23 protein-coding genes are annotated in these 25,585 nt (G+C 66.1%); 13 read left to right on the top strand and 10 right to left on the bottom strand.

The features are described from left to right. Positions 1-2 precede the first annotated feature (2 nt). From MKP05_RS08630 to argC, 5 genes are all read right to left on the bottom strand, one after another. Positions 3-770: an amino acid ABC transporter ATP-binding protein gene (locus tag MKP05_RS08630; protein WP_276316565.1), complete on the bottom strand. Its 768-nt coding sequence runs from the start codon at positions 768-770 to the stop codon at positions 3-5. Positions 771-787: 17 nt separating this feature from the next. Continuing rightward, positions 788-1,459 carry an amino acid ABC transporter permease gene (locus MKP05_RS08625; protein ID WP_110284410.1) on the bottom strand — a complete coding sequence of 224 codons (672 nt, stop codon included), beginning with the start codon at positions 1,457-1,459 and terminating at the stop codon, positions 788-790. Positions 1,460-1,572: 113 nt separating this feature from the next. Beyond that, on the bottom strand, positions 1,573-2,331 hold the full coding sequence (locus tag MKP05_RS08620; RefSeq protein ID WP_240567985.1) for a transporter substrate-binding domain-containing protein: 759 nt from the start codon (positions 2,329-2,331) through the stop codon (positions 1,573-1,575). Between the two features lie 134 nt (positions 2,332-2,465). After that, the gene (erpA, locus tag MKP05_RS08615) at positions 2,466-2,819 is read right to left on the bottom strand and encodes an iron-sulfur cluster insertion protein ErpA (protein ID WP_240567928.1); all 354 of its coding nucleotides are present in this window, start codon (positions 2,817-2,819) and stop codon (positions 2,466-2,468) included. A gap of 122 nt (positions 2,820-2,941) precedes the next feature. Further along, a complete protein-coding gene (argC, locus tag MKP05_RS08610) occupies positions 2,942-3,976 on the bottom strand; it encodes an N-acetyl-gamma-glutamyl-phosphate reductase (RefSeq protein ID WP_240567927.1) in 1,035 nt (344 codons plus the stop codon). Positions 3,977-4,136: 160 nt separating this feature from the next. Here argC and MKP05_RS08605 point away from each other — a divergent pair, with 160 nt between their 5' ends. The 5 genes from MKP05_RS08605 (at position 4,137) to MKP05_RS08585 (ending at position 9,956) form a co-directional block, all read left to right on the top strand. Further along, complete coding sequence (locus MKP05_RS08605) at positions 4,137-5,912, top strand: chloride channel protein (protein WP_240567984.1); 1,776 nt, start codon at positions 4,137-4,139, stop codon at positions 5,910-5,912. 9 nt (positions 5,913-5,921) lie between these two features. Then, complete coding sequence (gene hemJ / locus MKP05_RS08600) at positions 5,922-6,353, top strand: protoporphyrinogen oxidase HemJ (protein WP_110284415.1); 432 nt, start codon at positions 5,922-5,924, stop codon at positions 6,351-6,353. Continuing rightward, entirely contained in the window at positions 6,353-7,204 is an 852-nt protein-coding gene (thiD, locus tag MKP05_RS08595) for a bifunctional hydroxymethylpyrimidine kinase/phosphomethylpyrimidine kinase (RefSeq protein ID WP_110284416.1), read from the top strand. The genes hemJ and thiD overlap by 1 nt, the downstream gene beginning before the upstream one ends. 172 nt (positions 7,205-7,376) lie before the next feature. Further along, entirely contained in the window at positions 7,377-8,666 is a 1,290-nt protein-coding gene (gene hemL / locus MKP05_RS08590) for a glutamate-1-semialdehyde 2,1-aminomutase (protein WP_240567926.1), read from the top strand. Positions 8,667-8,711: 45 nt separating this feature from the next. After that, a complete protein-coding gene (locus tag MKP05_RS08585) occupies positions 8,712-9,956 on the top strand; it encodes a P-loop nucleotide/nucleoside kinase family protein (RefSeq protein ID WP_240567925.1) in 1,245 nt (414 codons plus the stop codon). An 11-nt stretch (positions 9,957-9,967) separates the two neighbouring features. Here MKP05_RS08585 and MKP05_RS08580 read toward each other — a convergent pair whose 3' ends face one another. Continuing rightward, the gene (locus tag MKP05_RS08580) at positions 9,968-10,666 is read right to left on the bottom strand and encodes a response regulator transcription factor (protein WP_240567924.1); all 699 of its coding nucleotides are present in this window, start codon (positions 10,664-10,666) and stop codon (positions 9,968-9,970) included. Positions 10,667-11,072: 406 nt separating this feature from the next. Here MKP05_RS08580 and rdgB point away from each other — a divergent pair, with 406 nt between their 5' ends. The 4 genes from rdgB (at position 11,073) to MKP05_RS08560 (ending at position 14,543) form a co-directional block, all read left to right on the top strand. Further along, on the top strand, positions 11,073-11,696 hold the full coding sequence (rdgB, locus tag MKP05_RS08575) for an RdgB/HAM1 family non-canonical purine NTP pyrophosphatase (protein ID WP_240567923.1): 624 nt from the start codon (positions 11,073-11,075) through the stop codon (positions 11,694-11,696). After that, positions 11,696-12,889 carry a radical SAM family heme chaperone HemW gene (gene hemW, locus MKP05_RS08570; protein ID WP_110284421.1) on the top strand — a complete coding sequence of 398 codons (1,194 nt, stop codon included), beginning with the start codon at positions 11,696-11,698 and terminating at the stop codon, positions 12,887-12,889. The genes rdgB and hemW overlap by 1 nt, the downstream gene beginning before the upstream one ends. A gap of 39 nt (positions 12,890-12,928) precedes the next feature. Further along, positions 12,929-13,609 carry a YiaD family glycine zipper/OmpA-like lipoprotein gene (locus MKP05_RS08565; protein WP_240567922.1) on the top strand — a complete coding sequence of 227 codons (681 nt, stop codon included), beginning with the start codon at positions 12,929-12,931 and terminating at the stop codon, positions 13,607-13,609. Positions 13,610-13,694: 85 nt separating this feature from the next. Next, positions 13,695-14,543, top strand: a complete 849-nt coding sequence (locus tag MKP05_RS08560) for a 23S rRNA (adenine(2030)-N(6))-methyltransferase RlmJ (protein WP_240567921.1) — start codon at positions 13,695-13,697, stop codon at positions 14,541-14,543. A gap of 109 nt (positions 14,544-14,652) precedes the next feature. Here MKP05_RS08560 and mnmE read toward each other — a convergent pair whose 3' ends face one another. The 4 genes from mnmE to rpmH form a co-directional block, all read right to left on the bottom strand. Next, positions 14,653-16,023 (bottom strand): tRNA uridine-5-carboxymethylaminomethyl(34) synthesis GTPase MnmE, encoded by a 1,371-nt coding sequence (gene mnmE / locus MKP05_RS08555; protein ID WP_240567920.1) that lies wholly within the window; start codon positions 16,021-16,023, stop codon positions 14,653-14,655. 102 nt (positions 16,024-16,125) lie between these two features. Continuing rightward, positions 16,126-17,820, bottom strand: coding sequence for a membrane protein insertase YidC (gene yidC / locus MKP05_RS08550; protein WP_240567919.1), 1,695 nt, complete (start codon positions 17,818-17,820; stop codon positions 16,126-16,128). Positions 17,821-18,109: 289 nt separating this feature from the next. Then, positions 18,110-18,484 (bottom strand): ribonuclease P protein component, encoded by a 375-nt coding sequence (gene rnpA / locus MKP05_RS08545; RefSeq protein ID WP_110284425.1) that lies wholly within the window; start codon positions 18,482-18,484, stop codon positions 18,110-18,112. Between the two features lie 13 nt (positions 18,485-18,497). Next, on the bottom strand, positions 18,498-18,632 hold the full coding sequence (gene rpmH / locus MKP05_RS08540; protein ID WP_010626003.1) for a 50S ribosomal protein L34: 135 nt from the start codon (positions 18,630-18,632) through the stop codon (positions 18,498-18,500). Positions 18,633-19,256: 624 nt separating this feature from the next. On the opposite strand from rpmH, the gene dnaA reads away from it, so the two are divergent. The 4 genes from dnaA (at position 19,257) to gyrB (ending at position 25,523) form a co-directional block, all read left to right on the top strand. Further along, a complete protein-coding gene (dnaA, locus tag MKP05_RS08535; RefSeq protein WP_240567918.1) occupies positions 19,257-20,723 on the top strand; it encodes a chromosomal replication initiator protein DnaA in 1,467 nt (488 codons plus the stop codon). A 102-nt stretch (positions 20,724-20,825) separates the two neighbouring features. Next, entirely contained in the window at positions 20,826-21,929 is a 1,104-nt protein-coding gene (dnaN, locus tag MKP05_RS08530; RefSeq protein WP_240567917.1) for a DNA polymerase III subunit beta, read from the top strand. 46 nt (positions 21,930-21,975) lie between these two features. Continuing rightward, positions 21,976-23,091 carry a DNA replication/repair protein RecF gene (gene recF / locus MKP05_RS08525; RefSeq protein WP_240567916.1) on the top strand — a complete coding sequence of 372 codons (1,116 nt, stop codon included), beginning with the start codon at positions 21,976-21,978 and terminating at the stop codon, positions 23,089-23,091. 11 nt (positions 23,092-23,102) lie between these two features. Next, a complete protein-coding gene (gyrB, locus tag MKP05_RS08520; RefSeq protein WP_240567915.1) occupies positions 23,103-25,523 on the top strand; it encodes a DNA topoisomerase (ATP-hydrolyzing) subunit B in 2,421 nt (806 codons plus the stop codon). The last annotated feature ends 62 nt before the right edge of the window (positions 25,524-25,585 follow it).

Here is a 25,585-nt window from a genome sequence, read left to right as displayed (position 1 = left end):
ATTCAGTGCTTGAGCACCCGCGACAGGAAGTTCCGGGTGCGGTCGTTCTGCGGGGCGTCGAAGAGCGTCTCGGGAGGGCCCTGCTCGACGATCTCCCCCTGATGGATGAAGATCACCCGGTCCGCCACCTCGCGGGCGAAGCCCATCTCGTGGGTGACGATCACCATGGTCATGCCCTCCTTCGCCAGTTCGCGCATGGCGTCGAGGACCTCGCCGATCATCTCCGGGTCGAGTGCCGAGGTGGGCTCGTCGAACAGCATCAGCCGTGGTTCCATGGCCAGCGCCCGGGCCAGGGCCACGCGCTGCTGCTGGCCGCCGGAGAGCTGGGCGGGGTGCTTGGCACTCTGGTCGGCGATGCCCACGCGCTCGAGCAGCCGTTCGGCGATCTCGAGGGCATCCGCCCGGCTCCAGCCGCGTACCTTCATCGGCGCCAGGATGACGTTGTCGAGCACGCTGAGATGAGGAAAGAGGTTGAACTGCTGGAACACCATGCCGACTTCGGTGCGGATCTTCTGCAGCGCCCTGGCGCTCTTGCCGTCGGGCAGCAGTTCCTTGTCGTCGACCTCGATATGGCCCTGCTGGAACTCCTCGAGGCCATTGATGCAGCGGATCAGGGTCGACTTCCCGGAGCCGCTGGCACCGATCACCACCACCACCTCGCCGTGCTGGACCTCGAGGTCGATATCCTTGAGCACGTGCAGGCTGCCGAAGTGCTTGTTGACCTTCTCCATGCGCACGATGGGCGTGGAGGTCGTGTCGCCTTGGGTCATGTGCTGGCTCTCCCCTTTCATTGGCCGACCAGGCCGCGGCGTTCGAGCTGGCGCAACGCGATGGAGAGGCTCCAGGTGATGGCCAGATACATCAGGGCCACCATCAGGTAGACCTCGAGGGCGGTGAAGGTGGTGGCGATGTAGATCTGCCCCTGGCGAACCAGCTCGCCGACGCCGATTACCGAGAACAGCGAGGTGTCCTTGATGCTGATGATGGCCTGGTTGCCGAGTGGCGGGATCATGCGCCGGAAGGCCTGGGGCCAGATCACGTAGCGGAAGGCCTGGGTGCGGGACAGGCCCAGCGACAGCGAGGCCTCTCGCTGGCCGCGCTCGATGGACTGCACGCCGCCGCGCACCACTTCGGAGATGTAGGCGCCGGAGTTGACCGCGATGGCGGCGATGCCGGCGGTGAGGGCGTTGATGGGGCCGCCGAGGAGCTGGGGCAGGCCGTAGAAGATGAACAGCACCTGGACCAGGATGGGGGTACCGCGAAACACCTCGATATAGAGGATCGCGGGGAAGCGTAGCCAGCGCAGCGGGCTGATGCGCAGCAGGCCGAAGAAGATGCCGATGAAAAAGCCGATGGCGAGGCCCCCGAAGGAGATCAGCAGGGTCCAGGGAATGCCCGGCAACAGGTGCGGAATCGAGCGGAAGGCCGCCGCCCAGTCGAATTGAAAGGTCACTTCCACGAGGGGGTCTCCGGAATGTCGGGGGGCCAGAAACGACACGGAGCCGGGAGGTCCTGCCGCCCGGCCCCGCTCATGCCTCGCACGCTGGCGGGGCGATCAGGCCGACTGGTCGATCAGTCGTCGCTCGGCGACTCGCCGAACCACTTCTCGTAGATCTCGTCGTAGGTGCCGTCCTCGCGCATCGCGGCCAGCGCCTCGTTCACCGGCTCGACCCACTCGCTGCCCTTGTGGAAGACGATACCGTACTGCTGGCCCTCGTAGAGCGGTCCGACCACCTTGGTGCGACCCTCCCCACGGGTCTGGGAGAAGTAGGCGACGTTGGGAGCGTCGTAGAAGGCGGCATCGACATTGCGGCCGAGCAGGGCCATGTACATGTCCGAGGTGCCCGGATAGGGGGTGATGTCGGCGTTGTCGCCCAGGGTTTCCTGCAGGTAGTCGTAGCTGGTGGAGCCGATCTTGGTGGCGATGGACATGCCCTCGAGATCCTCGATGGTCTCGACGCTGTCGTTGTCGGCGCGAACGATGATCCGCAGGCCGGAATCGTAGTAGGGATCCGAGTAGTCGACGATCTCGGCACGTTCCTCGGTGATGGTCACCCCGGCGATGGCGATCTCCTGGCTGCCGGTCTGCACGGCCGGGATGATGCCGGCGAACTCCATGGTGGTGAGGTCCACCTCGAAGCCGGCGCGCTCGGCCACTTCGTTGATGATGTCCATGTCGAACCCGATCATCTCGCCGGTGTCCGCATCCATCATCTCGAAGGGCACGAAGCTGGGGTCGGTGACGACCTTGACGGTGGGCGTCTGGGCCATGGCGTGGCCGGCGAGGCCGAGGCCCAGCGCCAGGGTGGCGGCCAGTGTGACTTGCTTCATCAGCGGTGAAGCGATGGAGGATCTGTTCATGAGGCTCCCCGTGTATTGGACCTTTCCGGTGGATTCGCCCTTTCAACTTGGCGAGGTTCCCGGAAAGCGTCAAGTCGCGGGGAGCACGAGGGGTCAACGGGGGGTCAGACCATGAAGGAGGCGCCACAGCCGCAGGTGGTGGTGGCGTTGGGGTTCTGGACCAGGAAGCGGGCGCCGGCCAGGCCCTCCTCGAAGTCCACGGTGGAGCCGACCAGGTACTGGTAGGAGAGCGGGTCGACCACCAGGGCGACATCGCCGAAGGGGATCAGGGTGTCGTCCTCGGCGACCTCGTCGGCGAAGTCGAAGCCGTACTGGAAACCCGAACAGCCGCCGCCGGTCACGTAGACCCGCAGTTTCAGCTCGGCGTTGCCCTCTTCCTCGATCAATGCCTTGAGGCGCGCACGCGCGCTGTCCGACAGCATCAAGGGGGTGGGGACGAAGGATTCGGCACCGCTCATGGAAGAGCTCCCTGAAGGGAAATGGAGAATTCGACCGACCATTATCCCCAATCCCCAGCAAATTGGTCAACTTTTCTGGGAGCGACCTTCTCTCGGCGCCCTCAATGTCCAGGGGAGTGAGATCAGGGCATCAGCGCGGGGGCCGACAGGCCGGCGCGTTCGTCGAAGCCGAACATCAGGTTGAGGTTCTGGACCGCCTGGCCGGAGGCGCCCTTGACCAGGTTGTCGATCACCGACAGCACCACCACGGTGTCGCCGTCGCCGGGGCGGTGCACGGCGAGTCGGCAGAGGTTGGCGCCCTTGACGCTGCGCGTCTCGGGGTGGCTGCCGGCGGGCATGACGTCGACGAAGGGTTCGTCCGCGAAGCGCCGCTCGAACAACGCCTGCAGGTCCCCTGGCTCGACGGTGAGCCGACCGTAGAGGGTGGCATGGATGCCGCGGATCATCGGCGTGAGGTGGGGTACGAAGGTCAGGCCCACCGGGCCGCCGGCGGCGTCGCCGAGCCCCTGGCGGATCTCCGGCAGATGGCGGTGGCCGCCGGCGCCGTAGGCCTTCATCGATTCGCTGGCCTCGGCCAGCAGCGAGGGCACCTTGGCGCCGCGGCCGGCGCCGGTGACGCCGGACTTGCAGTCGGCGATCACCCGGTCGGCATCGATCAGGCCGGCCTCGAGCAGCGGCAGCAGGCCGAGCTGCACGGCGGTGGGGTAGCAGCCGGGCACCGCGATCAGGCGGGCCCCGCGGATCGCCTCGCGATGCATCTCGGGCAGGCCGTAGACGGCCTCGCCGAGCAGCGCCGGGGCGCCGTGGGGCTGGCCGTACCAGTGGGCCCACTCCTCGGCGTCGCGCAGGCGGAAGTCCGCCGAGAGATCGATCACCCGGGTGCCCTTGTCGAGCAGCTCGCCGGCCAGGGCATGGGCGACGCCGTGGGGCGTGGCGAAGAAGACCGCATCGCAGGCGCCGAGGCGTTCGGCGTCGGGGGCGCCGAACGCCAGGTCGTCGTAGTGGCCGCGCAGGTTGGGGTACATGTCACCGACGCGCATGCCCGCCTCGGATCGGGACGTGATCGCCTCCACCTCGACCTCGGGGTGCTGGGCGAGCAGCCTGAGCAGTTCGACCCCGGTGTACCCGGTGCCGCCGACGATTCCGACCTTGATCACGATGCCCTCCTTCCTGATGGCCTGTCGAGCCTGTTGACCCGGCGTGGACGGTGCGTCGAACGCGTGCAGCAGCCGGGACCTCTGGTGACGCTTATGATACACAAGAGAGAGGGGGCCTACCCAGGCCGCTCTTCGGAACCGGATGAACAGGATCGTCGCCGTGTCGCGCTTCTCGCTCCCTGATCTCAGCCTGGAAGGCTTTCGCCGCCAGCTGGCCAATGTCGATGCCCTGCCCCAGCTGTGCGTGCTGGGGGTGCTCTCGGGGCTGATCACCGGGGGGCTGATGGTGGGCTTCCGCCTGCTGCTCGACCTGGGGGCCCTGGCCTTCATGCCGGGGGGCGATTCCGAGGCCTTCGAGGGCCTGCCGCCCCTGCTGCGGTCGGCGATGCCGCTGGTCGCGGTGGCGCTGATCGGTGTGCTGCTGTGGCGCCAGCCGGCGGTGGCGCGCAAGCTGGGTGTCGGTCACGTGATCGATCGGCTGACCTACCATCAGGGACGCTTCCCGCTGCGCAACTGGCTCAACCAGTGGTGGGTCGGGGTGGTCTCGGTGCTCGGCGGGCTCTCCGCCGGTCGCGAGGGGCCGGCGATCCACCTGGGCGCGGCGGCCTCCAGCGGCCTGGGCCAACGGCTGCGGTTGCCCCACAACAGCCTGCGGGTGCTGGTGGCCTGCGGTACGGCCGCGGGTATCTCCGCCTCCTTCAACACCCCCATCGCCGGGGTCATCTTCGCCATGGAAGTGGTGATGATGGAGTACACCATCGCCGGCTTCATGCCGGTGATCCTCGCCTCGTCCATGGGCGCCGTGGTGGCCCAGCTGGTCTATGGCGCCGAGCCGGCCTTCCAGGTCCCCACGGTGAGCCTGGGGTCGATGTTCAACCTGCCCTGGATCGTGATCACCGCCCTCCTGATCGGGCTGCTGGCCGGCGTCTTCATCCATGTGGCGAAGAGCTCGCGGATCACCGGCCTGCGGGTCTGGCTACGCCTGTCGCTGGTGGCGGTGGCCACGGCGGGCGTGGCCTGGTGGTACCCGGAGGTACAGGGCATCGGCTATGACAGCCTGGCGGCGTCCCTCTCCGGCGACCTCGCTGTCGATGTGCTGCTGGCGCTGGTGGTGGCGAAACTGCTGCTCACGGCCCTCACCGTGGCCAGTGGCGTGCCCATCGGCATCATCGGCCCGGTGCTGGTGATCGGCGCCGCCGCCGGGGCGCTGATGGGCCTGGCGGGGGACTGGCTGTGGCCGGGCGCCGCCGCCGACCCGGGGCTCTACGCCATGCTCGGCATGGCGGCGATGATGGGCGCGGTGCTGCAAGCGCCGCTGGCGGCGCTGATGGCGCTGCTCGAACTGACCCACAACCCCAACATCATCCTGCCCGGGATGCTGGCGGTGGTGGTGTCCGGCCTGACCACACGACAGCTGTGCCACTGCGATGGCTTCTTCATCAGCATGACCCGCCACGGCCTGCATCCCCTCCAGCAGCCGCTGATGCAGGCGCTCTCCCGGGTTTCGGTGCCGGCGGTGATGGAGCGTAGCCTGGTGCGGACGCCACGGATGGTGACCCGCGACCAGGCCCGGGCCCTGCTCGAGGCCAATCCGGTCTGGGTGTTGATCGAACGCTCCACCGATGACCAGCCGACCCTGGCCCTCAAGGCCGCCGACCTGGCGCGCTGGCTGATGGGGCAGGACGAGACGGGGGGCGAGGCACAGGACGACGGCGAACTGCTCGACCTGCTGGAGATTCCCGGCCTGCGCCTGGAGATGGCACCGATCCACCTGCAGGCGACCCTGTCCGAGGCCTTTGACCGACTCAACGACCAGGCGGTGGACGCCCTCTACGTGGAGCATGGTCACCGGCCGAAGCAGAAGCGGATTTCCGGTATCATCACCCGCGGCGCCATCGAGCGCTATTACCGTTTCGACCCGTCATCGCCGTCCTGAGGAGCCCGAATGTACCTGTGGATCAAGGCCCTGCACCTGATTGCCATGGTGACCTGGTTCGCCGCGCTGTTCTATCTGCCGCGGCTGTACGTCTATCACGCCATGGCCCGCGACCGCGGCGAGCAGCAGGCCATCGATCACTTCCTGGTCATGGAGCGCAAGCTCTACCGCGGCATCATGACGCCGTCGATGATCGTCGTGCTGCTGTTCGGCGGTGGGATGCTCTTGCTGACGCCCGCCTGGCTCGGCCAGGGCTGGATGCACGTCAAGCTGCTGCTGGTGGCGCTGCTGGTGGCCTACCACCATGTCTGCCTGATCTACCTGAAGCAGTTCGCCCAGGGCCGCTGCACGAAGAGTCACGTCTTCTTCCGCTGGTTCAACGAGCTGCCGGTGATCGCCCTGCTGGTCATCGTCTTCCTCGCCGTGCTCAAGCCCTTCTGATGGTGGCCGCTTCCGATGTCTCACCCCATCTGCCGGTGGTCCTGGTGCTGGCGGGTCACGATCCCACCGGGGGCGCCGGGCTGGTGGCCGACGCCGAGGCGATCGCCGCCTGTGGCGGCTGGGCGCTGACCATCCCCACGGCGCTGACCGTGCAGAACTGCCGGGACGTGGCCGAGGTGCTGCCGGTGGACCCTGGCGCCATGCGGCGCATGATGGCGGCGCTCGACGGGTTCGAGATCGCCGCCATCAAGGTCGGGCTGGTGGCCCACTCGGCGACCCTCGACGCCGTGACCGATATCGTTCGCCGCCTTCCGGGGGTGCCGCTGGTGGTGGACCCGGTGCTGCGTGCGGGTGGCGGCAGTGAGTTGTCCACAGTCGAACTGGTGGATGCCTTCCGCGAGCGCCTGCTGCCCCTTGTGGATATCCTCACCCCCAATCGGCAGGAGCTGGCGCGGTTGACAGCCGGTGTCGACGGAGATGATACCGAACGGGCGGTGGAGTTGATGACGCTGGGCTGCCAGGCGGTCCTGGTGACCGGCACCGATGACCCGAGTGGACGCGTGCCGGCCGGCCGGGTGGAGCACACCCTGCATGCGCCGGATGTCAGCCGCCAGTGGTCCTGGCCGCGGCTCGACGGCGACTTCCACGGTTCCGGCTGCACGCTCGCCGCGGCATTGGCGACGCGCCTGGCGGCCGGCGAGTCGGTGGTGACGGCGTGTGAGCAGGCCCAGGCGTTCACCTGGCAGGCGCTGGCCCATGGCTGGCGACCGGGCCATGACCAGGCGCTGCCACGGCGGCTCTGGCAGCTGCCGGCGCCGATGAGCTTGCCCGGGGACACACCGCGTGGATGAGGGCGGGCTGGCCATCGCCGGCGCGAGCACCGAGAATGGACATAGAGGCCGGCATGATTCATGGGCCGCGGTGTCTCCACCGCCTTTCCCCAGGTTGCCGGCAGCTTGTCCAGTGACTTGTCCACAGCCCGATGCCGCGGGCTGACCCCCCTTTCCTTTGCACGAGGTAGATATGACGACATCCGCTCAGCTCTTCGAACAGGCCTGCCATCACATCCCCGGGGGCGTCAATTCGCCGGTGCGTGCCTTCAAGGGGCTGGAGCGCCCGCCGGTGTTCATGGAGCGTGCCCAGGGTGCCTACCTGTTCGATGTGGAGGGCAAGCGCTACGTCGATTACGTGGGCTCCTGGGGGCCGATGATCACCGGCCATGCCGACCCCGATGTCCTTGCCGCGGTGCGCGAGCGGCTCGACAATGGCCTCTCCTTCGGGACGCCCACGGCCATCGAGACCACCATGGCCGATCTGATCTGCGAGATGATCCCCTCCATCGAGATGGTGCGCATGGTCAACTCCGGCACCGAGGCCACCATGTCGGCGATTCGCCTGGCGCGGGGCGTCACCGGACGCGACAAGATCGTCAAGTTCGAGGGCAACTACCACGGCCACTCCGACTCGCTGCTGGTCAAGGCCGGCTCCGGCGCCCTGACCCACGGCGAGCCGAGTTCCCCGGGCGTGCCGGCGTCCCTGGCCGAGCACACCATCACCCTGCCCTACAACGACCAGGATGCCGTCGAGCAGTGCTTCGAGGAGATCGGCGACCAGGTGGCCTGCATCATCGTCGAGCCGGTGGCCGGCAACATGAACTGCATCCCGCCGCAGCCGGGCTTCCTGCAGACCCTGCGTCGGGTCTGCAATGCCCATGACAGCGTGCTGATCTTCGACGAGGTGATGACCGGCTTCCGGGTCGCCCTGGGCGGGGCCCAGGCCCACTATGACGTCAAGCCGGACCTTACCTGCCTGGGCAAGATCGTCGGCGGTGGCATGCCGGTGGGGGCCTTCGGCGGCAGCGAGACGCTCATGTCGAACATCTCGCCGCTGGGCCCGATCTACCAGGCCGGCACCCTGTCGGGCAATCCGCTGGCCATGGCCGCCGGCATCGCCCTGCTCTCCAAGCTGCGGGGTCCGGGCTTCCACGATGCCCTGGCCCAGCGGGTCGCTACCCTCTGTCATGGCCTGCAGGAGCGCGCCGACGCGGCCGGCGTCGACATGATCACCCAACGGGTCGGCGGCATGTTCGGGGTCTTCTTCACCCGCCAGAGCCGGGTCGACAATTTCGCCCAGGCCACGGCCTGCGATGCCGGCGCCTTCCGCCGCTTCTTCTCGGCGATGCTCGACCGGGGAGTCTATCTGGCGCCCTCGGCCTATGAGGCGGGGTTCATGTCCAGTGCCCACACGCCGGAGGACATCCAGGTGACACTGGATGCGGCGGAGCAGGCCCTGGCCGCCATGCAGGAGGCATGAGACGCTGCCCGCCGGCGGCTTCCCGATACCGGATGGAGATGCGATATGAGCCAGACAACGGGGTTCGTCCCATCATCTGGTAGTGAGGCCCTCGAACTGGAGGCGCTGGTCGAGCGGCTGGCGGTCTTTCACCGCGATGCCGCCCTGTCGACGGCCTCCGCCGATGCCGGCCGGCAGGCGGCTGAGGCCATGGCCATGGGCGAAGTGCGGGCTATCCAAAAGCGCCTCGAGGGTGACGAGGATCGGGCCCGCCTGCAGCATCTCGTCGAGTGGCTCGAGCAGGATATCCAGCGTCTCGCACCGGTCTTCGAGGCGCGCCGGGAACGGCTCTGCCGTAGCTGGGCACTCGCTCACCCCGGCAGCCGACTCTGCCACCGGGGACGGGTCCTGCTGGCCAATGCCATCGGTCGGGACCTCACGGGGCCCGGCGCCGAGTTTCCGGCCGATCCGGCCAGCGACCTGGCCGCGTTGCTGGTGGGGCTGGAGAGTCGCGATGAGCGCGGGCTGGCACATCAGGCCCTGGACCACTACCTGCGGCTTTCCGGCGACTACGAGGCGGCCAGGCTGCTGTCGCTGTGGCGGGCCTGCCATGCCCTCAGCGGGGCGCGCCGGGCCCTGGAGCGGCGTCCCCCGGCCGGTCAGGATCCCGAACATCCGGCGCTGCTCGCCGAGACCATGGCCGAGTGTCGCCACTTCCTCGGCCTGGCCGAGAGCCACGCCGAATTCCGCTTTCCCCCGCTGGTGATCGCCGTCGGGGTGTGCGGCAGTGGCAAGAGTCGTTTCACCAGCGGGCTGGTACAGCGACTGGGGGCCGTACGGCTCTGCTCCGATGTCGAGCGGCGTCGGCTATACGGCATCGATCCACAGCCCTCTACCGCGACACCGCCTGTGGATATCTTCTCCGGGGAGGCGACCGAGCGCACTTACCGGCAGCTCGCCGGCCTCGCCGGTATGCTGCTGGATGCGGGCCTTGCTGCCTGTGTCGACGGGACCTGCCTGCGCCGCTGGCAGCGCGACCTGCTGCGCCAGCAGGCCGAGGCCCGGGGGTTGCCGTGCCTGCTCGTCAGCTTCGAGGCCGATGAGGTTACCCTGCGCCGGCGCATCGAGAAGCGGGCCAGACAGCAGGGAGTCGCCGTGGCAGCGAGCCTGTCGGTGCTGGCTCGTCAGCAGGCCGATCTCGAGCCTTTCGCCGACGAGGAACGCCTCCATCTGGTCCATCTCGACACCACCGCCGACAACGCCGCCGAGACCCTGGCGGGGCTGATCCAGGAGCATGCCCGGCTGATCTGAAGCGGCCCGGCTCAGTGGCCGTTGGACGCCACGGGGGGCTCGCTGCGTCGGCGTCGGCCGACCAGCGGGGGGGGAGCGCCCAGGTTCTGGCGCGCCCAGTTCACCGCCTGGATGCGGTTGTGTACCTTGATCTTGCGGAAGATGTTATAGAGGTGCGACTTGACGGTGTGTTCGCTGACGAACAGCTGATCGGCGATCTCGGTGTTCGAGGCCCCGGTCCCCAGCATGGCGATGATCTCCAGCTCCCGGTGGGTCAGGCCACAGACCGGGCGATAGGAGTTGAGCTGCTGGCGACGGAAGAACTGGATCATGCGGGTCATCAGCGAGCGCGACATCCATAGGTAGCCGTCGAGCAGGGTATTGAGTCCCTTGCAGATCAGCGGCAGGGGGTCGCTGCGGTAGAAGACCCCTTGCAGGTTCATGGCGGAGAGCACCTCCACCGCGTGATCCTCGTCACGCAGGTTGAAGGCGGCCAGGGTCATGCCGGTCTCTTCGGCGGCCTTGACATGCCACTGCTGCATGGTGGCCTCGTCGATGTGATCCGCATCGAGTAGGACCAGCACGTGAGGGGAGTCCCTGCCCTTCCAGTCGGTCGCCGGTGCCACGACCGATACCGGGCAGTCGAGCTGCTGATGCAGGTAATCGATGAAAAGCTGTGTCTGTGGATTGCTGGTCGTCACCAGCAGTACGATTCCTTTACCCTGATTCATGATGTGACTCCCACGGTAGAGCAGGTGGAGTCCCCCATCCCTGACCATCCTTCAGGCTGAGCGGGACTTTCTGAAGAAGTCAGTTGAGTGTCGGCCAGGGTGTAACAATTTATTACTAACTTTTGGTTATGTTCTTCTGTCTTTTTTAGAAGATATTTCTTACTCTTGTCAAATTATCAATGATGACAAGGAGTTGCGTGTAACGCGCGAAGCGGGTAGCGGAGGGAGCGTTCGCCGAGACAATGAAATTCATGCCCATTCCGTGCCAGTCGTGTATCTTCTTCTCAGTCTTTAGCATGATTTTCTTCATGCCGATAGTATGGCGTTCATCACCCTTTCGGCTGCATTCCCCTGGCCAGGCCCGACTCGTAGAATGGGCACCCACGCCCACCCTGGAGAAGCGACCATGACCCCGACCCCTCTGGTGCTGGCCAGCGGCAATGCCGGCAAGCTGCGGGAGTTCCATCAACTGCTCGGCCCCCTGGGCTTCGATGTCCGCCCCCAGGCGGACTTCCGGGTACCCGAGGCCGAGGAGACCGGGTTGACCTTTGTCGAGAATGCCCTGCTCAAGGCCCGCCAGGCGAGCCGGGTCAGCGGGCGGCCCGCCCTGGCCGATGATTCCGGGCTCGAGGTCGACGCCCTGCATGGCCAGCCGGGTATCCATTCGGCGCGCTACGCCGGTGAGCCGAAGAGCGATGCGCGCAACAATGCGAAGCTGCTGGAGGCGCTGTCTTCGGTACCGGAGGGCAGTCGTACCGGGCGCTACTGGTGCGTGCTGGTCTATCTCCGCCATGCCGAGGATCCGGTTCCCCTGATCGTGCAGCGCTGCTGGGAGGGTGAGATCCTGGCGCATCCGCGTGGCGACGGCGGTTTCGGCTATGACCCGCTGTTCTGGTTGCCCGACCAGGGCATGAGCGTTGCCGAGCTCTCCTCCGAGGTGAAGAACCGCTTCAGCCATCGCGGTCGTGCCCTGCAGGCCCTGGTGGAGGCCCTGCGCGAGGCACCCGATCGCCGAGGAGCAGCCGAGTGATGGACGCTTCCCCCGCCCTGCCGCCCCTGGCGCTCTATGTCCACGTGCCCTGGTGCGTGCGCAAGTGCCCCTATTGCGATTTCAACTCCCATGGCGTGGGGCGTGGCGCGGCGTTGCCCGAGGACGAGTATCTGGCGGCACTGATCGCCGATCTCGATGGTGACCTGCCGCTCGCCGCCGGGCGCCCGCTTGCCAGCGTCTTCATCGGGGGCGGAACGCCCAGCCTGATGTCGGCGGGGTTCTACGCCGGCCTTCTCGAGGCACTGGCCGACCGGCTGCCCCTGGCGCGGAACATCGAGATCACCCTCGAGGCCAATCCGGGTACCCTGGAGCGTGGCCGCTTCGCCGGCTACCGGTCCGCGGGGATCAATCGCCTGTCGCTGGGGGTGCAGAGCTTCCACGACGAGCAGCTAGACGCCCTGGGCCGGATCCACTCGGGGGCCGATGCGGTGGCGGCCGTGGACGAGGCCAGGCGGGCTGGCTTCGACAACCTCAACCTCGATCTCATGCATGGCCTGCCGGGGCAGACCCCGGCCCTTGCCCTGGCCGACCTGGAGGCGGCGCTCGCCCTGTCACCGGAGCATCTCTCCTGGTACCAGCTGACCCTGGAGCCCAACACCGAGTTTCATTCCCACCCGCCGCCGCTGCCCGAGGAGGAGGTGCTGTGGGATATCCAGGACCTGGGCCATGAGCGCCTCGAAGCGGCCGGACTGGTGCGCTACGAGATCTCCGCCTATGCCCGTGGCGGCCGGCGCTCGCGTCACAACCTCAATTACTGGCGCTTCGGTGATTACCTGGGCATCGGCGCGGGGGCCCACGGCAAGCTGAGCCGGCGCGGGGCGGACGGCGCCATGGCCATCGAGCGACGCTGGAAGTCACGCCAGCCGGACGCCTACCTGCGCCGGCGCGAGGACCCGCGTGGCTTCGTCGCCGGCCGCAGCCTCATCGACGAGGCGGAGCTGCCGCTGGAGTTCGCCATGAACGCCCTGCGGCTGGTGGACGGCGTCCCGCTGTCGACCTGGTCGCACTGTACCGGGCGCGAGCCGTCACGACTGGAGCAGCGGTTGGCGGCGGCGCGCAAAAAAGGACTTCTTGTGGAAGATGCCGGCCGACTGCAGGCATCCCCTCGAGGTCTATTATTCTTGAACGAGCTGCTGGCCCTGATCAGTGTGGATCGGGGCTGTCAGGGATAGAATGGCAGGCCATTTCGATCACCAAGGAGATACGACCCCATGATCAAGCCTCTTCGTCTTTTCGTGCCGGTGGCTGCAGCCGCCCTGCTGATGGGCTGTGCCACGACCGACCCCTACTCCGGCGAGACCCAGCGCAGCAAGACCGGGACCGGCGCTGCCATTGGCGCTGCCGTCGGCGCTGCCGCCGGTGCGCTCAGTGGAGACGGCAGCACCAGCCGCCGTGATCGTGCCCTGATCGGTGCCGCTGCTGGCGCTGCCGCCGGGGCGGGCATCGGTGCCTACATGGACCGCCAGGAGGAGCAGTTGCGCGCCAGCACCCAGGGCACCGGGATCGAGGTCGATCGTCGCGGTGACGACATCGTGCTCAACATGCCGAGCAGCGTGACCTTCGGTTTCGACTCCAGCGAGCTGACCCCGAACGCCCGCAATGCACTCAACGATGTGTCCCAGGTGCTTCAGCAATACACCGACACTCGCGTCAACATCGCCGGCCATACCGACAGTACCGGCAATGCTGACTACAACCAGAGGCTTTCCGAGCGACGTGCCGAGTCCGTCGGTAATTATCTGGCCCAGTCCGGTGTCTCGCGGAGCCGCCTCCAGATGAGGGGGTATGGTCAGACCCAGCCCGTCGCCAGTAACGACAACGAGGCGGGGCGTGCCCAGAACCGCCGCGTCGAGATCACCCTGTCGGCCATCGAGTCCCAGTTCCAGCAATAGAACGTCCTGGCTCGATGCCACCGATACGGGCCCGCCACTGTCACTGTGGCGGGCCCGTTGCTTGCCGAATCACGGATGTCGATCCATGCTTTCCTACCAGCACGCCTACCATGCCGGCAATTTCGCCGACGTTCACAAGCACCTGACGCTCTTTGCGGTCATCGATCATTTATTACGTAAGAATTCAGCCATTACGTATATCGATACCCATGCCGGTCGTGGCGTCTACCCCCTGCTGGCGGAGGAGACGAGGAAGCTGCGGGAGTACCGGCAGGGGGTGGCGCCGCTCTGGCAGGCGCGGCAGGCGCTGGCGGCGGAGCCGCTGCTCAATGGCTGGCTGGCGTCGCTGGCCGAGGTGCAGCAGCACGAGAGTGAGCTGGATCACTATCCTGGCTCCCCCTGGTGGCTGGCGCAGCGGCTGCGCCCGGTGGACCGCCTGATGCTGTTCGAGCTGCACCCGGGAGAGCACGAGCATCTCGCTCGTCAGCGCCTGCCGGACAATGTGCAGCGCATCCATGGCGATGGCCTGCAGGGGCTCCGGCGGCGGTTGCCGGTCTCGACACCGCGGCTCTGCGTACTGGTCGATCCCAGCTACGAGCGCAAGTCGGAATACGCCGAGGTGGCGGAGGCGCTGCTGGGGTCGATGCGCAAGGTGCGCCACGCCGTGATGCTGGTGTGGTATCCGCTGCTGCCGGCCGGGCGTCACCATGAGCTGCTGGCCGGGCTGCGCGACGGTGGGTTGCGCAAGATCTGGCGCAGCGAACTGACCCTGCGCGAGCCGGCCGCGGACGAGCGGGGCATGGTCGGCAGCGGCATGCTGGTGGTGAACCCGCCCTGGGGGCTCGACGAGCGGCTCGCCGCCGCCATGGCGCCCGTCACGGCGCTGCTGGGCGAGACCGCCAGCCATCGCAGTGACTGGTGGGTGGGGGAGTAGGGGAAGGGGCCGACATCACTTGCCAATGCAGAAGCAGCCGAAGGTATCGCCGAGCAGCCGTTGGGTGGGCCGGCGCTTCGGCGCCGACTGCGGGGGGAGATGAATGCCGCTATTTCCCGATGCAGAAGCTGCCGAAGATCTCGCCGAGCAGGTCGTCGGCACTGAATTCGCCGGTGATCTCGCCCAGCGCCTGCTGGGCCTCGCGCAGGTCCTCGGCGAGCAGCTCACCGGCGCCGTAGCCGGCCAGCTGCGTCTCGCCGTTGGTGAGCGCTCGCTTCGCCCGGTCCAGGGCATCCAGATGGCGCCGTCGCGCCGAGAAGCGGCCCTCGGTGGTGGCCGCATAGCCCATCACCGCCTTGAGGTGCTCCTTGAGGTTATCCACACCCTGTCCGGTCTTCGCCGAGAGCCGAATCACCGGGGGGGCTGTGGACGAGTCGATGCCCGGGGGCTCGTGGCTGGCATCGATCTTGTTGCGCACCAGGGTCAGGCGCGAAGCATCGGCCAGGCGGGCGACGAACTCGGGCCAGATGGCCATGGGATCGGTGACGTCGGTGGTGGCGGCGTCGACCATCAACAGCACACGGTCGGCCTTCTCGATCTCGTCCCAGGCACGGGCCACGCCGATCCTTTCCACCGCATCGGGGGTATCGCGCAGGCCGGCGGTATCGATCACGTGCAGTGGCATGCCATCGATGTGGATATGTTCGCGCAGCACGTCCCGGGTGGTGCCCTCGATTTCGGTGACGATGGCGGTCTCCTGCTGGGTGAGGGCATTGAGCAGGCTCGACTTGCCGGCGTTGGGGCGGCCGGCGATCACCACGCTCATGCCCTCGCGCAGCAGCGCGCCCTGGCCGGCGGCGGCGCGCACCTCGGCCAGTTCGGCGGTCACCCCGGCGAGCATCTCGGCGACCCGGCCGTCGGCGAGGAAGTCGATCTCCTCCTCGGGGAAATCGATGGCCGCCTCCACGTACATGCGCAGCTCGATCAGCCGCTGCACCAGGGCCTCGACCCGGCGCGAGAACTCGCCCTGCAGTGAACGCAGGGCATTCTCGGCGGCGGTGCGCGAGCTGGCATCGATCAGGTCGGCGATGGCCTCGGCCTGGGCCAGGTCGAGCTTGTCGTTGAGGAAGGCACGCTCGGAGAACTCGCCGGGGCGCGCCAGGCGCGCGCCCAGCTGCACGCAGCGCTCGAGCAGCAGGTCCATGATCACCGGCCCGCCATGCCCCTGCAGTTCCAGTACGTCCTCGCCGGTGAAGGAGTGGGGGCCGGCGAAGTAGAGCGCGATGCCCTCGTCGATCACCGCGGCCTGGCCCTGGAAGGGGCCGTAGTGGGCACGGCGCGGGGCAGGGCAGTGCCCGACCACCGTCTCGGCGATTGCCGCACAGGCGGGCCCGGAGACGCGAATGATGCCCACGCCGCCACGCCCCGGCGGGGTGGCGAGTGCCGCAATGGTGTCCTGGACGTAAAGGGGCTCGGGCATCGTCTTCTCCTCGTCGCGTCGTGGGTCATTGTCGGCACCGGGCCCCATGAACGCCAGACCCCCGCCAGGGGCGGGGGTCTGGGGGCTCTGGGCGGGGCCGGGTCACTTGGTCTTCATGCCCTTGCCCACGCTGGGGTCACTCTCGATCTTGCGCGTGATCACGTACTGCTGGGCGATCGAGATGACATTGTTGACCACCCAGTAGATGACCAGGCCGGCCGGGAACCACAGGAAGAAGAAGGTGAAGACGACCGGCAGCATCTTCATGATCTTCGCCTGCATGGGGTCCGGCGGGGTCGGGTTCAGCAACTGCTGCACGAACATCGAGGCGCCCATCAGGATCGGCAGGATGAAGAACGGATCCTTCACCGACAGGTCCTGGATCCAGAACATGAAGGGAGCATGGCGCAGTTCGACGGACTCGAGCAGCATCCAGTAGAGCGCAATGAACACCGGCATCTGCACCAGGATCGGCAGGCAGCCGCCCAGAGGATTGATCTTCTCCTTCTGGTAGAACTTCATCATCTCCTGGGACATCTTCTGGCGATCGTCGCCGTACTGCTCCTTGAGACGCTGCATCTCCGGGCCCAGCTTGCGCATGCGCGCCATGGACTTGTAGGCCTTGGCCGAGAGCGGCCACATGGCCAGCTTGACCAGGACGGTGAGCAGCACGATCGACCAGCCCCAGTTGCCGATCAGGTCGTGAATCTGGTCGAGCAGCCAGAACAGCGGGTTGGCGATGAACCACAGCCAGCCGAAGTCCACGGTCAGGCGCAGGTTGGGGGCCACGGTTTCCATGTAGTCCTGGACCTTGGGTCCCATGTACAAAGTGGCACCCAGCCGCGCCTCGCCATCCGGGGCCACGCTGCTGATCGGGCCGGCGAAGGCCGCCACGTTGCGATTCTGCGAGTCGGTAGCGGCGTAGTAGAGGTTCTGCTGGTTCTGTGGGGGGGCCCAGGCGGAAACGAAGTAGTGCTGGATGATGGCGACCCAGCCGCCCTCGACGTCACGGTTCGGGAACTTGCCGGCCTGGATGTCCTCGAAGTCGACCTTCTGATAGCGGTCATCCGGCGAGGAGTAGGCGGCGCCCAGGTAGGAGCGCATGCCAAGGGCCGGGCCGCTGGAGGGGTCGGGGCTGTTGTCCCGGGCCAGCTGGCCGATGAAGCGGGCGTTGACCGGCTCTTCGCTGCGGTTGGCGAGGTAGTAGTTCACGTCCACGGCATAGCTGCCGCGCTCGAAGGTGAAGCGCTTGATGAGGTCGACGCCGTTGACCTCGGCTGCGAGGTCCACCTCGAGGCGATTGTCGTTCTCGGTCAGGCGGTACTCGGTGCTCTCGGGAGTAAAGGAGATGCGGCCGGCGTGTCCATCGAGCTGCAGTCCGGAACGGGCCACGTAGCTGCGGCTTTCGCTGTCGGAAAGCAGCACGTAGGGGCGGTCGGAGTCCAGCGTGAAGCGATGCTGCGGCAGGGCGGCATAGACGATGTCACCGCCCTGGGGATCGATGCGCACATCCAGCACGTCGGTGATCACGGCCACCAGGTCGCGACTGCGACTGGTCGTGGCCGGCTCGCCGGGCATTTCCTGGCCCATGTCGCCTTCGGCCCGGGGAGTCGTCGGGACCGCGAGGTCGTCGCCACCTTCGGCCGGGGCGGCGGTTTCCTCCCCAGGGGCTCCGGCGGTGATGGAGGGGGCTGCCGGTTCAGGCGCTACCTGACCGTAATCCTGGTTCCACTGCACGACGATCAGGTAGGCGAGCACCGCCAGAGGAATCAGCAAGAGGAGTCGTTTTACGTCCATGAGGGGGTCTGCCCGATGGGTGGTGAACTTTCCGATGGCGTCATGCGGGTCGCACGCCCGATATACACGAAAGCCTGCCGAAGGCAGGCTAGGCTTTGTCCGAAAACTGCCTGCGCTCGCCGACTTTCCGGACAAAGCCTAGGCCCCGCACGCTGACCCTCGGTACTCGGCTCAGCGGTGTCGATGATCGTCCGACGAGAGGCGTTGGCGCTCATGCGGACTCCGTGACTGGCCGATCTACGCCGCGGCCGAGGCTCGGCGGCGCAGGTGGCAGGATACCTTGGGCCCATCAGTCGTCGGTCTTCGACTTCTGCACGTCTCGCGCCAGACGCTTCCACATGCCGTGAAGCTGGCGATGCAGGCTATCGTTGTCGAGCTCGTGAACGCCACGCCTGGCCAGAATCACGATATCCACGGAGGGCAGACGCTGTTGCTGCAGCCGGATCGACTCGCGAGCGAGTCGCTTGAGACGGTTGCGGTCGACGGCTCGCCGGACGTTCTTCTTGCTGAAGACCAGGCCGAGGCGAGGGTGTCCCAGGTCGTTGGGAGTGGCCAGTGCCAGCAACCCCTTGCCATGGACCTTGTACGCAGCCGTATCGAAGACACGCCGATAGTCCCCGGCCGTCAGCAGCCGCAGACGCCGGGGAAAGTCCTGACGGGACACGTGCGGTCCGCGTTCAGGCGCTCAGGCGCTTGCGACCCTTGGCGCGACGACGCGCCAGAACGGCACGACCATTCTTGGTGGCCATGCGGGCACGGAAGCCGTGCACGCGCTTGCGCTTGAGAACGCTGGGTTGAAAGGTGCGTTTCATAACTCGTTATTCCCACGTGGTTTTCAGGAAGAATCGGCAATTTCGAGGCGTCCGGATTCCACATCGCAATCCGGGGGTATTCGGCTCAAGACCGGAAATTGTAGTGATTTCGGTGCGCCGGTGCAATTTTTCCGTGTCGATGCCCAGGGCTATCGCAGTTGACTGTAGCGAGGGGCGCCGGGGGCAGGCCTGCGGATCACCCCCGAGCAATGCTGCTATCTGCGATAGCCCTGTGTTGATGCCGGCCGCATGGTGGCCGGTGGGAGACGGCGACCTCGCACGAACACAGTCAATCATCATCATTGGAGATGTTTAGATGATGTTGTTATCAATACTGGGGACAGTTTCTGTGGATATCCGCGTATTACTCAATTGAATCATTATCTTGTAGTTGTTGAATGACTGTGGGCAAGTCGCGTACGACCTGCGGATGACTTGTTCATCGTTGGTGCACGAGCGAGAGCACACGTCCACAGGATCGAGCTGTCCCGAGCGGATCTTGGAGGTTTCCCCGCTGGCCGGGGCGGGTTGTCCACAGCAGGGGATGAAGGGGTGGCTCATGTGGATAACCTTGGCCCTGGGCGATACAATGGCGGTCGTTTTTTCGATGAATGGTGAGGTCGCGTGTCGCTCGCTCTCTGGCAACAGTGTCTGGACTACCTGCAGGACGAACTGAATTCACAGCAGTTCAATACCTGGATTCGCCCGTTGCAGGCGGAGGAGGGGGAGTCCAATGAGCTTTGTCTGCTGGCGCCCAACCGGTTCGTCCGGGACTGGGTCAGCGACAAGTATGCCAAACGCATCAGCGAGCTGATGCGGGAGCTGTCGCCTGCCAAGCCACCCAAGGTGGTGCTGTCGGTGGGCAGTCGCCGCACGACGCCGGCGCCCCAGCCGCGTGACCTCGGCAACCCGGTTTCGGCCAGCCCCCGCCAGCCGGTTGCGCCGGCGGTCCAGGTGCCACCGCGTGGGAGTGTGGGTGACGAGCGCGAGATCGAGGCGCTGCGCGAGGAGGGGATGGCCAGCCGTCGCCCCGGTGAGCGCCAGGTCCAGGTGGAGGGCAGTCTCAAGCACAACAGCGGCCTCAACCCGAACTTCACCTTCGAGACCTTCGTCGAGGGCAAGTCCAACCAGCTGGCGAGGGCGGCCTCGAGGCAGGTTTCCGAGAACCCCGGCGGGGCCTACAACCCGCTGTTCCTCTATGGTGGCGTGGGGCTCGGCAAGACGCACCTGATGCATGCGGTGGGCAACGCCCTGGCCGGGCGTCGCGAAAATGCGCGGGTCGTCTACCTGCATTCCGAGCGCTTCGTGGCCGATATGGTCAAGGCGCTGCAGCTCAATGCCATCAACGACTTCAAGCGCTTCTACCGCAGCGTGGATGCCCTGCTGATCGATGACATCCAGTTCTTTGCCGGCAAGGAGCGTTCCCAGGAGGAGTTCTTCCACACCTTCAATGCGCTGCTCGAGGGCGGCCAGCAAATGATCCTCACCTCCGACCGTTATCCAAAGGAAATCAGTGGGGTAGAGGAGCGCCTGAAGTCTCGTTTCGGCTGGGGGCTAACGGTTGCCATCGAACCGCCCGAGCTCGAGACCCGGGTGGCGATCCTGATGAAGAAGGCCGACCAGGCCAAGGTCGAGCTGCCGCACGATGCCGCCTTCTTCATTGCCCAGAAGATCCGTTCGAATGTCCGCGAGCTGGAGGGGGCCCTGAAGAAGGTGATCGCCGACTCCCACTTCATGGGCAAGCCGATCACCCAGGACTTCATTCGCGAGTCGCTCAAGGACCTGTTGGCCCTGCAGGACAAGCAGGTAGGTGTCGACAATATCCAGCGCACCGTGGCCGAGTACTACAAGATCAAGCTCTCCGACCTGCTGTCGAAGCGGCGCTCGCGCTCGGTGGCCAGACCCCGTCAGGTGGCCATGGCGCTGGCCAAGGAGTTGACCAATCACAGCCTGCCGGAGATCGGTGATGCCTTCGGCGGGCGCGATCACACCACGGTGTTGCACGCTTGTCGCAAGGTACAGGCCCTGCAGGAGGAGAATGCGGATATCCGCGAGGATTACAAGAACCTGCTGCGTCTGCTGACCAGCTAGGTTTGCTGCCTTTGACCCCTTGAGACTCAACCACAGCGATGCCGATCGACCGGCCACAGCCGCCGCCGGCCGCAACCCTTCAGGACAAGACGTGGAGCCGACATGAAATTTTCCATCTCCCGAGAAGCCCTGCTGCGCCCGCTGACGCTGGTCGCCGGCGTGGTGGAGCGACGCCAGACCCTGCCGGTGCTCTCCAACGTGCTGATCCAGGTCGACCAGGACCAGGTGGCGCTGACCGGTACCGACCTGGAGGTCGAGCTGATCGGGCGTACCGCCGCGAGCCTGGTCGAGGAGCCGGGGGCCGCCACCGTGCCGGCTCGCAAGTTGATGGACATCTGCAAGTCGCTGCCGGACCAGTCCGAGATCCAGCTCGCCCTGGAGGACGGTCGGGCCGTGCTGCGCAGCGGGCGCTCCCGCTTCACCCTCTCGACCCTGCCGGTGGCCGAATTTCCCAACATCGAGGATAGCCAGGGCAGTATCGAGCTCAGCCTGCCGCGGGGTACCCTCAAGCACCTGATCGATGCCACCTCCTTCGCCATGGCGCAGCAGGACGTGCGCTACTACCTCAATGGCATGCTGCTGGAGCTGCGCTCCAACCTCGTCCGTGCCGTGGCCACCGACGGCCACCGCCTGGCGGTCTGTTCGCGGCCCACGGAGGTCCAGGTCGAGCCCGCCCAGAAGCTGATCGTGCCGCGCAAGGGTATTCTCGAGCTGGCACGCCTGCTGGATGACGGCGACGAGCCGGTCAGCCTGACCCTGGGAGCCAGCCACGTACGCGCCCATACCGGCGACTTCACCTTCACCTCGAAGCTGGTGGACGGCAAGTTCCCGGACTACGAGCGGGTCGTGCCTCGTGGTGGCGACAAGGTGTTCATCGCCGATCGGGCCGAGCTGCGCCAGGTGCTGTCGCGCACCGCCATTCTCTCCAACGAGAAGTATCGTGGCGTGCGCCTGCATCTGGAGGAGGGCAACCTGCGCGTGATGGCCAACAACCCCGAACAGGAGGAGGCGGAGGAGAACGTGGGCATCGAGTACAGCGGTGCGGCCATGGAGATTGGCTTCAATGTCGGCTATCTGGTCGATGTGCTGAACGCGCTGGATGAGGACCGGGTGCAGATGACCCTGGCGGACCCCAACAGCAGCGCACTGATGGAAGAACCCGGCGGTGGCGACGCTCTCTACGTCGTCATGCCGATGCGTCTCTGACGAGTCTGGCGCCGCCTCGGCGTCGCCGGCTGACTCACGCTACCCCATGCCACTCGATCGTCTCACCTTCCAGGGCCTGCGCAACCTGCAGGCCCTCGACCTTCGCCCCGGGCCCCGGATCAACCTGCTCACCGGAGCCAATGGCAGCGGCAAGACCAGCCTGCTGGAGGGCATCCATATCCTCGGCATGGGCCGCTCCTTTCGCACACGCCAGCTGCGTCACGTGATGGCCCATGACGCCGAGGCGTTGACCCTGCATGGGCGCCTCGCCGGGGATCCCCCCGTACCCTTCGGGGTGCGCCGCCATCGCGATGTCCCGGAGCTGGAGATGCGCCTCGCCGGCGAGCGAATCGGGCGTATCTCTCGGCTGGTCGAGACCCTGCCGTTGCAGTTGATCAACCCCGACGCCTTCCGCCTGCTCGAGGGGCCGCCGGCCGGTCGGCGCGAGTTTCTCGACTGGGGTGTGTTTCACGTGAAACACGAGTTCCTCGACATCTGGCAGCGGGCGCGGCGGGCGCTGAAACATCGGAATGCACTGCTCAGGCATGGTAGAATGAACGATGGTTCCCTGCCGGTCTGGGAACAGGAACTGGTGCGCTGGAGCGAGCGCCTCGACGGCTTGCGGGCGGCCTGGATCGAAGCCTTCCTGCCGGTCTTCGAGGAGACCCTGGCAGGCCTGCTGCCGCTCCCGGACCTGCGACTTCGCTACTCGCGTGGCTGGGACCGGCGGCGCGAACTCGCCGACATCCTGCGCCAGGGGCGGGAAACCGACCGGCAGATGGGGTTCACCCAACAGGGGCCGCAACGTGCCGATCTCGGCATTCGGCTGGGGCGGCGGCCGGCCGTGGAGGTGCTCTCGCGGGGCCAGCAGAAGCTGGTCGTCAGCGCCCTCAAGCTGGCCCAGGGACGACTGCTCGAGGCGAGCACGGGGCGAACCTGTGTCTACCTGATCGACGACCTCCCGGCCGAGCTGGACAGCGAGCATCGGCGCGTGTTCTGCGACTGGTTGGAGAGAATGCACTGCCAGGTATTCATTACCAGCGTCGATCATGACGCCCTGGTAGATCTGTGGCAACCCGAGACCCCGGTGACGATGTTTCACGTGAAACGTGCGAGTTCGGGCGAAGGGCAGTTGTTGCCACTGGACAGACAGACTTCATGACGGAGTAGTCAATGAGCGAACAGGCTTACGACTCATCGAGCATCAAGGTCCTCAAGGGGCTGGATGCCGTACGCAAGCGTCCCGGGATGTACATCGGCGACACCGATGACGGGACCGGCCTACACCACATGGTGTTCGAGCTGGTGGACAACTCCATCGATGAGGCCCTGGCTGGCTACTGCAGCGAGATCCGTGTGGTCATCCACCCCGACGAGTCGGTCACCGTCAGCGACAATGGCCGCGGCGTTCCCACCGATATGCATGAGGGAGAAGGGGTGTCGGCGGCCGAAGTGATCATGACGGTGCTCCATGCGGGGGGCAAGTTCGACGACAACTCCTACAAGGTATCGGGTGGGCTGCATGGCGTCGGCGTCTCGGTGGTCAACGCTCTGTCCGAGGAACTCAAGCTGACCATTTGGCGTGCCGGCCAGGTTCACGAGCAGATCTATGCCCACGGCGTGCCCCAGGCGCCCCTGGCGGTGGTCGGCAAGACCGAGAAAAGCGGCACCCGGGTGCATTTTCGGCCCTCGCCTAAGACCTTTGCCAATATCGAATTTCATTTTGATATCCTCGCCAAGCGATTGAGAGAGCTCTCTTTTCTCAATTCCGGCGTGGCCATCCGCCTGATGGATGAGCGGAGTGGCAAGGAGGAACTCTTCCACTACGAGGGTGGCCTCAAGGCGTTCGTCGACCACCTGAACACCAACAAGACGGTACTCAACCCGGTGTTCCATTTCGAGGCTGAGCGCGAGGACGGCGTGGTCGTCGAGGTGGCGATGCAGTGGAACGACTCCTTCTCGGAGAATATCTTCTGCTACACCAACAACATTCCCCAGCGGGATGGCGGCACCCACCTGGCCGGTTTCCGTGCGGCCCTGACCCGCAGCCTCAATCACTATATCGAGGCAGAAGGGCTGCTCAAGAAGTCCAAGATCAACACGTCCGGTGACGATGCCCGTGAGGGGCTGACGGCGATCATTTCGGTGAAGGTGCCGGATCCCAAATTCTCCTCCCAGACCAAGGACAAGCTGGTCTCCTCGGAGGTCAAGACCGCGGTGGAGCAGGAGATGGGGCGCCTGTTCTCCGAGTATCTGATCGAGAAGCCCAACGAGGCCAAGGCGATCGTCAACAAGATGCTCGATGCCGCCCGGGCCCGCGAAGCGGCGCGCAAGGCCCGCGACATGACACGGCGCAAGGGCGCGCTGGACATTGCCGGCCTGCCGGGCAAGCTGGCCGATTGCCAGGAGAAGGACCCGAGCCTCTCCGAGCTGTTCCTGGTCGAGGGTGACTCGGCCGGCGGCAGTGCCAAGCAGGGGCGCGATCGCCGCACCCAAGCGATCCTGCCGCTCAAGGGCAAGATCCTCAACGTGGAGAAGGCGCGCTTCGACAAGATGCTCTCATCGGCGGAGGTGGGCACCCTGATCACCGCGCTCGGCTGCGGCATCGGTCGCGAGGAGTTCAATCCCGACAAGCTGCGCTACCACTCGATCATCATCATGACCGATGCCGACGTGGACGGCTCCCATATTCGCACGCTGCTGCTGACCTTCTTCTTCCGCCAGATGTCGCAGCTGATCGAGCGTGGCCATGTCTTCATCGCCCAGCCGCCGCTCTACAAGATCAAGCGCGGCAAGCAGGAGAGCTACCTCAAGGACGAGCAGGCCCTGGTCGACTACCTGACCACCACGGCGCTGGACGGGGGGCGTCTCTACGTCAATCCGGACGCGCCGGGCATCAGCGGTGCGGGCCTCGAGAGTCTGGTCAACCAGTACCGCGACGTGATGAAGCGGATCGATCGCCTCTCCCGGGTCTATCCCAACGAGGTACTGCGCCGAATCGTCCATGCGGCACACTTGGAAGGCGAAAGGAGCCTCAAGGACCGTGTCACCATGCAGAACTGGATCGAGTATCTGCAGGCGGAAATGGACGCCCTGGTGGCCTACGAGGGTGGCCCGCGCTACACCTTCCGGCTCGAGGAAGACAGCGAGCGTGGGCTCTTCCTGCCCGCCGTCTCCCTGACCGCCCATGGTGTGACCACCGACTATGTGTGGGGCATCGATTTCTTCACCAGCGCCGATTACCGCATCATTGCCAGTCTCGGCGAGACCCTGGATGGCCTGCTGGAGGAGGGGGCCTATGTGGCTCGCGGCGAGCGCCAGAAGCCGGTCTCCACCTTCTATCAGGCGCTGGAATGGCTGATGGGGGAGGCCCAGCGCGGTCTCTCTATCCAGCGCTACAAGGGGCTGGGCGAGATGAACCCCGACCAGCTGTGGGACACCACCATGAATCCGGAGACGCGGCGCATGCTGCGGGTTTCCATCGAGGATGCGGTGGCCGCCGACATGATGTTCAACACCCTCATGGGCGATGAGGTGGAGCCACGCCGTGACTTCATCGAACGCAACGCCCTGGTGGCCAACCTGGACGTCTGAGCCGAGGTGTTTCACGTGAAACACTCCTGAGCGCCGCGCGCGCCAAGGCCGAACAAAACCCC

Source organism: Halomonas flagellata (genome assembly GCF_022487945.1).
Classification (GTDB): domain Bacteria; phylum Pseudomonadota; class Gammaproteobacteria; order Pseudomonadales; family Halomonadaceae; genus Halomonas; species Halomonas flagellata.
Note: the sequence above shows the minus strand (reverse complement) of the source record. Positions and strands in the feature narration are given on the sequence as shown.